The 11,422-nt window shown below is 35.8% G+C and carries 9 protein-coding genes and 1 pseudogene; 3 read left to right on the top strand and 7 right to left on the bottom strand.

The window, feature by feature from the left end:
- Nucleotides 1-123: 123 nt before the first annotated feature.
- Nucleotides 124-309: pseudogene (locus RBU60_RS14175) on the bottom strand (IS1182 family transposase); the annotation flags it as partial.
- A gap of 350 nt (nt 310-659) precedes the next feature.
- On the opposite strand from RBU60_RS14175, the gene RBU60_RS05245 reads away from it, so the two are divergent.
- The 3 genes from RBU60_RS05245 to fabV all read left to right on the top strand — a co-directional run bounded on the left by RBU60_RS05245 (nt 660) and on the right by fabV (nt 4,925).
- The gene (locus tag RBU60_RS05245; protein ID WP_308863648.1) at nt 660-839 is read left to right on the top strand and encodes a hypothetical protein; all 180 of its coding nucleotides are present in this window, start codon (nt 660-662) and stop codon (nt 837-839) included.
- 882 nt (nt 840-1,721) lie between these two features.
- Nucleotides 1,722-3,566, top strand: a complete 1,845-nt coding sequence (locus RBU60_RS05240) for a PLP-dependent aminotransferase family protein (protein WP_308863647.1) — start codon at nt 1,722-1,724, stop codon at nt 3,564-3,566.
- Nucleotides 3,567-3,737: 171 nt separating this feature from the next.
- On the top strand, nt 3,738-4,925 hold the full coding sequence (gene fabV / locus RBU60_RS05235; protein WP_308863646.1) for an enoyl-ACP reductase FabV: 1,188 nt from the start codon (nt 3,738-3,740) through the stop codon (nt 4,923-4,925).
- A 359-nt stretch (nt 4,926-5,284) separates the two neighbouring features.
- Here the strand turns inward: fabV and RBU60_RS05230 are convergent, their stop codons facing one another.
- From RBU60_RS05230 to holA, 6 genes are all read right to left on the bottom strand, one after another.
- The gene (locus RBU60_RS05230) at nt 5,285-6,385 is read right to left on the bottom strand and encodes an AMP-binding protein (protein WP_308863645.1); all 1,101 of its coding nucleotides are present in this window, start codon (nt 6,383-6,385) and stop codon (nt 5,285-5,287) included.
- Between the two features lie 55 nt (nt 6,386-6,440).
- Nucleotides 6,441-7,583 carry a CPBP family glutamic-type intramembrane protease gene (locus RBU60_RS05225; protein ID WP_308863644.1) on the bottom strand — a complete coding sequence of 381 codons (1,143 nt, stop codon included), beginning with the start codon at nt 7,581-7,583 and terminating at the stop codon, nt 6,441-6,443.
- Nucleotides 7,583-8,626, bottom strand: coding sequence for an o-succinylbenzoate synthase (locus RBU60_RS05220; RefSeq protein ID WP_308863643.1), 1,044 nt, complete (start codon nt 8,624-8,626; stop codon nt 7,583-7,585). Before RBU60_RS05220 ends, RBU60_RS05225 begins: the two co-directional genes overlap by 1 nt.
- Nucleotides 8,626-9,306 (bottom strand): metal-dependent hydrolase, encoded by a 681-nt coding sequence (locus tag RBU60_RS05215; protein WP_308863642.1) that lies wholly within the window; start codon nt 9,304-9,306, stop codon nt 8,626-8,628. The genes RBU60_RS05220 and RBU60_RS05215 overlap by 1 nt, the downstream gene beginning before the upstream one ends.
- Before the next feature lie 89 nt (nt 9,307-9,395).
- Complete coding sequence (gene menA / locus RBU60_RS05210; protein ID WP_308863641.1) at nt 9,396-10,295, bottom strand: 1,4-dihydroxy-2-naphthoate octaprenyltransferase; 900 nt, start codon at nt 10,293-10,295, stop codon at nt 9,396-9,398.
- Nucleotides 10,296-11,321 carry a DNA polymerase III subunit delta gene (gene holA / locus RBU60_RS05205; RefSeq protein WP_308863640.1) on the bottom strand — a complete coding sequence of 342 codons (1,026 nt, stop codon included), beginning with the start codon at nt 11,319-11,321 and terminating at the stop codon, nt 10,296-10,298.
- Nucleotides 11,322-11,422 lie beyond the last annotated feature (101 nt).

Raw genomic sequence — 11,422 nt, 5'->3', positions numbered from 1 at the left:
CAGCTTTCAATAGCTCTACTATCATTAACTTAAACTCGTTATCATGTTTTTTTGCCATAATTTAAATCTATAAATATTTATGGACTCTAAAAAATCGTCACATCAAAGGTAGACACTCCAAAACTTAAAAAATACCACGGGGTCAATACTGGATTGACCGCTGCTACCATAGTAACTTTCTGTCGCTTTGTACAAAAAATCTAAATGGAGCACCTCTTTTAACTGTCGGTAAAAATTGGTCGACGGGACGCGCTCACTTAGTTGAAAACTGCTGAATAATTTTTCTTGATAATTCTTCTTTCCTTGCATACAGTAAGATACGAAAAAAATGTACCTTTAACAATACTTGTGCAACAGGCACATTGTATAAGCGTAATGCGGGATTCATTGCTAAAAACAGAACATTCGTCTCGCAATAAAGCTCAGGTAAATAAGAATAATTCATCTTCGAAAACCCGCACTACGCTTATACTTGCCGTTACCCTCAATTGCTCCCGAAAAATATTATCTAACGAATTCATATAAAATAGAAAATATTTGGAATAGATATATTAAGTGTAAATTTAGGCGAACGAAGAAACGGATAGATTAAAGATTTTAGAAAGAAATTCTTAAAAAAAATTAACTTTAAACAGCAATTAACACTAAAATACAAAAAAATGGAAACCAAACAAAAATGGTACAACAGATATATAGTAGGCTATTTATTGATTCTTTTTCCTCCACTTGGACTTTACGGAGTTTATAAAAGTGAAACTATCCCATCAAAATGGAAAAAAGTAACTTACGCAGCTCTTGCTTTAGCTATAATTGGCGGTATAATACTTTACTCCATTTAATTCTCTTTATAGGAAATAAATGCTAAGAATTAAACGAACAAGAATGTTTGGAATGGAATTTACTTCCGACTTTTAATTGACTATAATTAATCTGACTTTAAAATCTTTTCTTAGTTCAAAAATAATTTTAAACTTCAAATTCTGATTTATAAACTTTGCTGATAAACGTTAACTGACAAGCGGAGCTAAAAAAAAGGGAAAACCGATTTGAAAAAACGCATAAAAGGTTGAAATTTAAAATTAATTATAACTTCTATTTGTCCTAATTTTGGGGAAGCTTACATTATACCAAGAGGTATCCGTAAAATCAACCCAGGAAGATGTAGGATATGTTTGTGCTGCTACGCTACCACTTAAGCAGACCGTCAAAAAACTCAAAATAAGTAATTTTTTAATCATCATATTCTCTTTTTAAAATTGGGCCTAAATAAAAGTAAGTTAAGTTGGGTTAATTAATTCAAGAAAAACACTCCAATTACAATAAGATGAATTGGGCTTAAAAAGAACTATTCAAGACCTCTTTTTATTTTTTCTGTTTTTTGATTTTGCTGATTCCTAAAAGTGGTTATCTATTATTTTCATGTAGGCATTAAAGAAAAAAAGTAATTTTTTTTATTGATACTCAGACTATTAAGTCAAATTTTCATGAATATGGAAGAATTTTCATCTGAAATAAATAAGGTTTGCAACAAAGAACCAACGCAAAAATTAACACTCTTCTTCCTTTTTCCTTATCAAAATATTTTAAGCTTCCTAAAAAAGAGCTATTACCTCTCTTAGCCGTTTCCTTGTAAACTACATAACCATTCCAATAAAACGTCTTGTAAGGTTTTAAAGAAAGTGGATTTCATGTATATTATCGGCCTATCTAAAGGAAACATTATGAAAGACCATAAAATGCTAAATTATATAAAAGATGTCATTGGAAATATGCCAAAGGATTGGTTGAATTTAACCACACATCGACTAGATATTTATAATGAAGAGTTGGCTAAAACGCAATTCTTAGAACAGTTTGAGAATTTATACCACAGCAATACTTCTAAAACCTCGGCACTCCAAGAATTACCCACGGCCTACGACTATATTCGCTTAGGTCATCCCCTATCCTGTATTCTAGAATGGGGAATTGCTCATTTAAACGACCTCAATTCAGAAAATGTAATCAGTTTTCAATCCAAGACGATTCCTATTCTGGCAATTTTAAGAAAAAACGCATTAGAAGATAAAAAAACTCAAATCTTTTATTCAGATAAAATTCCAGAAGGTTTTGATGCAGACGTAGTGCAACGTGTGTATGGATATCAGTTTGATTTAAAGAAAGTGGATAATGTAGAAGACATTTCCGCATTTGACGGCAGCACTATTTTTATTTCACAAGAAGATCAATTTTCTAGTATTCATCTTACTTCAAACATTGATTTTTTCATTAGTTTTCATTCTAAACTTGGAAGTGTTTTACTCGTAAATGGGAAAGAGAATGAAAGCTACATTTCAGCAGTTCAGCATGTAAGAAGAAGAGAGACGATTGCTATGACGCCTGCCAATGCCCACGTTGCCTTGAAGTTATTAGTAGAAAATTCTTCTTTTAACCCCCCACAAACCAATCGGGAGCGCGATAAAAAGAGCGTATTAGCTTCCATTAAAGAAATCACTGGCTCCACGACAAAGGGACTTGTCGCTTCCTGCGGATTGTCGATGCAGTATGCGATTATGATGGGACTTGTTCACGATGCCTTAGAAAATCATAAAGGAAAAGACATCAAGTTTATTGTTCCTCCAAACTGTTATGGAGGCACGAACGACCAAGCCAGACGCGTTGCTGATAGTCTTGATACGGTTGAAGTGGTAGATTTACCTGTAGATGGTGATAACGATATGGTTCAGAGTATTGATACCGTTTTAAATAAGGTTGCCAAAGAAAATGCGGTTGCTTACATCATCGCCGAAATTCCTACAAACCCTAGAGTTGAAGTTCCCAACCTTGAAAAATTAAAAGAGGTGCTAAGTGCAGAACGCAAAACTGCCACAGGAGAAATTGCGATTGACCCCGTTTTTATTTTAGATCAAACCTTTTGTCCCAATTACCACTTTTTAGGAGAGGGCGAAATACTCTCTACCGTAAGAACTATTTCTTATGTAAGCGGATCTAAATTTCCTAGCGGTGGAAAATGTACTGCTGGTTATTGTGTAGGGAATACAAAAACGGAAGGATTGATAGAGAAAGTAGAAAAGCATCTAAGTCTTTGCGATAATGAAGCGACAGAGCTACAATATGAGATTTTAGCCAAGCAATTGCCTTCTATGAATCAAAGAATCAAGGATGCGTACACCAACACACGTGAGTTTGTAACTTTTATTCACGATAGCTTGCCCGGTGCAAAAATCAATTTTGTTTCTGAAGAGTTTGCTGAACAAGGATTTACCCCTTCTGTATTTTCTTTAGACCTTCCCACAAAAGGAAATACTGCGGAAGAAAAAGAAACTTATAAAAGAGCCTTGAATCTGAAGCTCATCAATTCAATGATTACAGAAATTCCTAATGAAAGTAAGTTCTGCGTAAGCTACGGACAGTTAAACGGATGCTATTGGACGGTTCCAGCAACCTCTACACAAGGAACGACTAAAGAAGACGATAAAGATTATATTGTTCGAGTATCCGTTTCCGGTAATTTGGATTTGGAACGTCATAAAAAAGTATTTTCAAAATTTGTAGAAAATATTTAATCTCTTATTGAGGATCTAGGACCGTCTGTTTGACGATAAAGACAGGCCTGGTTAGAGGACACTAATTTATTTGGGAGGTGAAAAGCCTCCCAACTTATTGGTATTACAATTAAAAATGTATTTTTGGATGGATATAACACCTTGCCCACAATTAAAAAAAGACAATAATAAATGATAATAGAACCAAAAACTAGGGGGTTTATTTGCATAACATCTCATCCAGAAGGTTGTGAGAAAAGTGTATTAAATCAAATTGATTATATAAAATCAAAAGGAATAAACGAAACAGCAAAAAAGGTATTGGTCATTGGAGCCTCCACAGGATTTGGTTTAGCATCTAGAATAGCTAGTGCTTTTGGATCAAATTCATCTACCATAGGGGTGTTTTTTGAAAAGCCTCCTTCAGAAGGAAGAACGGCATCTTCTGGATGGTACAATACAGCAGCTTTTGAAAAAGAAGCTCATAAAGAAGGACTTTATGCCAAAAGTATAAATGGCGATGCTTTTTCAAATGAAATAAAGGAAAAGACACTAAAGTTAATCAAAGAAGATTTAGGTCAAATTGATTTGGTGGTTTATAGTCTTGCTTCCCCAGTTAGAACCCACCCCACAACCGGAGTTAAACATAAGTCAACTTTAAAACCAATAGGAAGTTCCTACACTAATAAAACGGTAGACTTTCATACAGGAGAAGTAAAAACCATTAGTATAGAGCCTTGTATAGAAGAGGAGATTGAAAATACCGTTGCCGTCATGGGAGGCGAAGATTGGGAAATGTGGATTAATGCATTGAAAAAAGAAAATCTACTGTCTTCAAATTTTAAAACGGTTGCCTACTCTTATATTGGCCCTAAACTCACCGAGGCTGTTTATCGAAAAGGAACGATTGGCAAAGCAAAAGATCATTTGGAAAAAATGGCTTTTAGCATTTCTGATTCGCTAAAAGACATCAACGGCAAGGCCTATGTTTCAGTTAATAAAGCACTTGTCACGCAGTCGAGTTCTGCGATTCCTGTTATTCCTTTGTATATTTCGTTATTGTATAAAGTCATGAAAGAGAATGGACTTCAAGAAGGCTGCATAGAACAGATTCATAGGTTGTATACCGAAAGACTTTTCTTAGAACAGGTACCCACAGATTCTGAAGGTAGAATACGAATTGATGATTGGGAAATGCGAGCTGATATTCAAGAGAAAGTTTCAGAATTATGGGAACAAGCATCCACCTCAACACTTTCGTCTATTGGAGATTTAGAAGGTTACAAAACGGAATTTTTTAATCTTTTTGGTTTCAATTATCATGAAATTGACTACAATAGGGAGTCTAATGAAATGGTGAATATCCCTAGCTTGCAATAATTTTTTTATTTCTGATACTTCGGAAGAATGAACTGAGTGAATAAAAATATTAAAAGTACCGCTGCATAAAAGCTTCTTAGCGTTTAGAATCTATTTTTAAATTGATCTTACTATGCACCTGTAAGATCAATTTAAAAATAGGACAGAAAATAAAGAACTTCGTAAGCTAATCTAAAAAAGCATAAAGCAAACTTTGGAGATCTATACGTTTTCGTCTTGGCGTACTTTACGTGGCATAGCGCCACATTATTTCTATGTTAAACAGACTGATACGTTTCCTGTTTTGACGCTTTATCGATAAAGCATTTTTTATACTAATGGCAACTTCCCATATCAAGTAAAATCAACAACATACAAGCCTAATCCAACCTCGCTTTTAAAGTATGGATTCTATGGATTTTTCCCGTGTGGGTTTCTTCAAATTTTTCTACAAAGTAGATTTTTTTAGGTCTTTCAAATTTCGTTAACTCATCAAGCTCTTGGATTTGCTCGGTGAGGTCTTTTAAACTTTCTTCAGAGAAAGGGGCTTCTACAAATAAGATGATCTTTTCTCCCAAGGCATCATCGGGTAAAGAGGTGATAAAAAACCGATGCAGAATCGTATTTTCTAATTTTCGCTCTACCTGCTCTGGGAAGATTTTAATGCCGCCCGTATTGATTACATGGTCTATTCTTCCGCGCCAATAGAATTTTTTATAGGTCTCTAATTCAATCACATCATTGGTGATTATAGGCTCATCTGCCACACCGGGAGCTTTTATCACCAAACAATTGCGTTCGTCTACACTTACACTCACGTTAGGCAATACTTTAAACGGAATTTCTTCTTTTTTACTTTTTACGGAGTTGACACGCCGCGCTGCAATATGAGTCACTGTTTCGGTCATGCCATAAGTTTCATACACTTTGGTAGAAAGGTCTTGTACGAGTTCTTTCAGCGGAAGTGAAATAGCTCCGCCTCCCACAATCAGTTTAGAAACCAGGTGCAGTCTTGCCAATGAATTGTCTAATTGAAAAGGCGTCATCGCACAAAAATCATAACGTTTAAAAACTTGATCTAACGGATTAGATTTTGGTGGCACACTGTCTATATGCCAACCTAAAACCATAGCACGCACCAACATCAATTTTCCTGCGATATAGGTAGCTGGTAAACATAATAAGGCGGTAGTATTCTCGGGTAGTTCAAAAAATTTACCGGTCGCTTTGGCGCTATTAAACATCCATTCTTTACGGATTTGAATAATTTTAGGCGTTCCCGTAGAGCCAGAAGTATGCACCTCCACATAATCCTTATCATCTAGCCAAGCTAAAAAGAACTTTCCTATTTCTTCTTCATGAGGTTCGCCTTCTTCCCTATATAAAGTTGCTAATTCCTTTAGATTAGTTGTGTCTAGTGAATCTCCTCTCCATTGAAAATCTTGATGTATCTGTGTAAAATCAATTGTATTTTCTACCATAACCAAAGATTGTTTTTCATTGTAAAGTTAGGGTTTTCAGCGGAATAGGCTCTCTTTAATTTGGTATTCTAGTTTCTACAGGAGGCTTAATCGCACCAAAAAGCTTTTCTTTCCAATTTTTCCATTTATATACTTTTGCCATAATGATGTAAAAAATGGGGTAAACGATTAATAAAGGTAAGAAAACATCAAAACCTATGGTGGGTTCTGCCACATCTTTCAATAATGACTCCGACTGAAACGCAGTCCAATTTGCGGTAACCAAAATAATTCCGATAAGGTTATTCCCCGCGTGAAAACCTAAGGCAAGCTCCATACCTTCATCCATTAACGTGATGATTCCTAGAAATAATCCGGTTCCTATATAGAAAAAGAGAATAGAATATCCCAATTTCTCCACTTCTGGATTGGCCAAATGCAACAAACCAAAAATCAAGGAAGTAATGATTAAAGGAGTAAATTTAAATTGAAAAGAGGTATTGAATTTTAAATAAGCCGCTTTACCATAGACATTTTTCTTTTCTAAAAGCATGTGAATGAATACTAAGGTCACAAGAGCCGCAAACGAAATCACGGCATTCATCAATAAATCTATATCATACATGAAGTTAGCTCCAAAAAGTACCAGCGCTATAAGTAAAGTAACGATTAATCCAACAGAAAAATACTTATGCCTGGTGCCCATACCAAAGCCCTGCATAAGGTAACCTCTAAAAAGGTATTCCTCTAAACTGGTTTGTATGGGAACCATTACGATGGCAATGAGACAAAGAATGAGAAAAGGCATGGATTTATAATTCCATACATAATTTTCTGGATTACTTTGATAATCAATCCAAATAGAAATCGAAGAAAATACGGCTATCAATCCGAAGCCTAAGATTATTCTTCCCCAATCCACCTTTTTCCGCGTTGTGGTAATCGTCATAAGACTAATCTGATGTAAATATTTTACAGCCAGTTTTAGCCCTACTAAACCAATCGCAAAAGATAATAACAGCAAGAAGATTAAAAGATTAGGATCTAGGCTTTGCATCAACTCGGGTTGAGACATTCCAACAGAGTCAAGTCCATTTTCTAAAAAAATAGCTAACGTCAACGGAATTTGTCCTATCACTGCAGCAATCGCCACAATTAAAGAACCTACTAAATATAACCAAAAATCGTGCTTTCCACGATATGCTTGTTCTATAAACATTAGAAAAAGAGCTTGTTAGTTTCCCAAGATTGCTTGGGATTATAAAATAAATTCTCGCCCATGACTTGAAGCGGACTCTCGATATTATTGGTAAAAAGACTTCCTGTTCCCAAACCTTGTGGCATAGGATTGTCTTGCAAAAACGTATATTGCGCAATGGCATTAAGACCTACATTGCTTTCTAAAGCGCTGGTGATCCACCAACCCGTTTTCTCTTGATTTGCTAACGAAATCCATTCATCCATCCCTTGAAAACCACCTATTAAGCTCGGCTTTAAAATAATATATTGCGGCTGAATCTCTTGAAGTAGTTTTTCCTTATCGGAAGTCTTAAAAACTCCGATCAACTCTTCATCTAAGGCGATAGGTAACGGAGTTTCATCACATAAAGCCGCCATTTCTTGTCTTTGTCCTTGACGGATGGGTTGCTCGATACTGTGCAAATTAAGTTCGCTTAGGCGTTGTAATTTCCCTAAAGCCTCCTCAGGCTGAAAAGCGCCATTGGCATCTACGCGCAATTCAATATCGCTGGCAGAAAACTCTTTTCTTATGTACTGAAGAAGTTGCATTTCGGCTTCAAAATCTATAGCGCCTATTTTAAGTTTAATGCAGGTGAAGCCTTGCTTTATTTTTTCTTCAATTTGGGATTTCATGAAAGACTTCTCCCCCATCCAAATGAGTCCGTTGATGGGAATTCCTTTTTTCCCTTCCGCAAAGGGAGAAGGAAAAAGAATATGAGGATGCTCACTCTCTAGAGATTTCAAAGCCATCTCTAAACCAAAAATGATGGAAGGGAACTCTTTTAATTCCGTAAAGAGAACATGGGGATCTTCCTCAATATGCTCACAAAGCCATTGGAGCTTTTCCTCATAATCGGGACGATCGTCGATACTTAATCCACGAAGGATTCCGCATTCACCAATTCCTTTCTGCCCCTTGTTTTCTAAAACTAAATACCAGGTTTCTTTAGTCGTAAGAACGCCCCGAGAAGTTCCACTGGGGCGTTTAAAGTTTAAATTATGTTTTTGATAGCTTGCTTTCATTAAATTTCTATGCTTTCTCCTATCTCTAAAAGGAGGAGTTCTTTCTTTTTCATTTCAAACTTTTCTTTTGCCACTTGATGATCTATTTCTATAAAACCAAACGTATCGTAATGGCAACCTAAAATTTTATCACATTCTATAAAATCACTTGCAATTACGGCATCATCTACGCCCATGGTAAAATTATCGCCAATAGGAAAAACCGCTAAATCTACTTGATGACACAAAGGAATAAGTTTCATATCCATCGTTAAAGCGGTGTCGCCTGCAATATACACACATTTTTCGTTTGCTTCTATCACAAACCCTCCTGGCTGTCCACCATAGCTCCCATCTGGGAAAGAACTGGTATGAATCGCATTGACATATTTTACTTTCCCAAAATCAAACTCCCAAGAACCACCGTGATTCATAGGATGTACCTCAAAACCTTTCGCTTCGTAGTGATTGGCGATTTCAAAATTACTAACGATTGTAGCGCCTGTATTTTTGGCAATCGCTTCTACATCTAAGGTATGATCTTGATGCGCATGCGTGACTAAAATATAATCTGCCTTTAATCGCTGAATATCTACTTTGTCTTTTGCTAAATCGTTGCCGCTAATAAAAGGGTCTACAATGATATGCTTTCCGTTTATTTCTAAGCCTAGACTGTTTTGTCCGTAAAAGGTGATTTTCATAATCCTAATTTTGCCCTGAATTTAAGCAAATAGATGCGAACCGCTAAACGCTTCACATTTATATAACATTTTTAAAGGTTCTTTTTATTTTAGACTAAACTCAAGACTAGAAAAAGCAAAGCGATAGCAAAGGTGCTTAGCGCTACTTTTTTTAACTCTGGGTCTAACAACACCGGACTTGTATTTTGAGTTACTGTTTTTATATGCATAAATAAAGGAATGAACCCCAATAAAGACCAAGCCAACAGGTAGATTCTCGAATGAAGAATAAATAACACCAAACCTAAAAAGGCAATAACAATCAAGGCATAATGGTATTTTTTTGCTCTTGCAGCTCCCAGAAAAACCACCAAGGTATTTTTTTGTGCTTTGGTGTCGCTTTCTTGATCCCGCATATTATTTAGGTTCAATACCGCGGTGCTTAATAAACCTATACTCAAGGCGGGTAATAAATTAAAGCCATCAAAAGAATGCACGTATAAAAAATGAGAACCTAAAACACTCACCAGCCCAAAAAAGATAAAGACAAAAACATCTCCCAAACCTCGATACCCGTAAGCAGATTTTCCTACGGTATATTTAATGGCAGCCGCAATAGAAGCTAACCCCAATAGAAAGAAGAAGAGGGAATGGAAAAATTTATCACTCCCAAAAGCCGTATAAATTAAGAACAAAGCCATAATCAAACTAAAAGCACTCACGACAATCATTCCTATTTTCATTTCTTGATGAGAAATGATTCCACTTTGGATGGCTCGCATAGGACCAATTCTATCTTCATTATCGGTGCCTTTTACGCCGTCTCCATAATCATTGGCAAAATTAGAAAGTACTTGTAAGCCCAACGTGGTTAACAAGGCCAAAATGAATATGCTTAGAGAAAAATGACCTTCTAATCGAGCTAAAGCGGTTCCTACCAATATTCCTGCAATAGAAAGCGGTAAGGTTCTTAAGCGTGCTGCAGACACCCAGGTTTTTAATTTTGTCATCTAAGAGCGTATTTTAAAAAGAAGTTCTTTGTACAAATCGGTGGGCGTGGCTGAGGCGGCATCAACCCCTTTTCCTTTCATATCAATTTCTCTTAAAGTGGCGATAATTCCACTTACTTGTCGCATGGGATAGTTATTGGCAGCAACAATATAATCGCTTACAAAATAAGGACTCACCTTGAGATTGGATGCTACGTTTGCTTTAGACTTATCTTTTAAGCCGTGATACAACAATACTTTAGAGAAAAAATTATATAATATGGGAATCGTAAGAACGATAGGATGATTTTTCTGATTCTGAGAAAAGTAATCAATAATGCGGTAAGCTTTAGTAAAGTCTTTGGTTCCAAATGCTTTTTGCAGTTCAAAATTATTAAAATCTTTACTAATTCCTATATTCTCTTCAATAATCTCTGGCGTAATTTCTTTCCTTCCGTTTAAGATAAGTTCCAGTTTATCAATTTCGTTGGTAATTTTCCCCAAATCACTCCCTAGAAATTCTGTGAGCAAGTGAGTTGCTTTTGGTGAAATCGAATAGCCTCGTCGTTTTACCTCATCCCTAATCCAAGTAGGAATTTGGTTGTCATAGAGTTTTTTACTTTCAAAAATAACTCCGCTTTTTGCGATGGCTTTATATACCTTCTTACGCTTGTCTAGTTTTTTATATTTATAGCAAAAGATTAATATGCTGGTCGCTTGCGGATTTTCGGCATAAGCCTCTAACTGATTTTTTTTCTTATCCACTTGCGCTAAAATTTCTCGAGACAGATCTTGAGCTTCCTTCACCATCACCACTTGATATTCGGCCATCATGGGGAAACGTTTTGCGGTACTCAATACCTCATCTAAACTGACATCTTTTCCGTAAAGCGTGGTTTGGTTAAAGGCTTTCTCATCTTCCGTTAAGATGTTGTCTCCTAAAAATTCTGATATTTTGTCGATATAATACGGCTCCTCTCCCATCAAAAAATAAATAGGCTTTAATTTTCGCTGCTTTATATCCTGTAAAAGAGATTTTAATTCCATAGATAAAAAATTGTAATGTATTTTCGTTTTAACTCTTAAAATTGATTTTTGTCTTTTTCAAGTTAGAAAGAAAAAGATAAGATGCATCTCGACTCCCCGCC

The sequence above is a fragment of the Mesonia profundi genome (assembly GCF_031085155.1).
Taxonomy (GTDB): Bacteria; Bacteroidota; Bacteroidia; order Flavobacteriales; family Flavobacteriaceae; genus Mesonia; species Mesonia profundi.
This window is presented reverse-complemented; position numbering and strand designations above follow the sequence as displayed.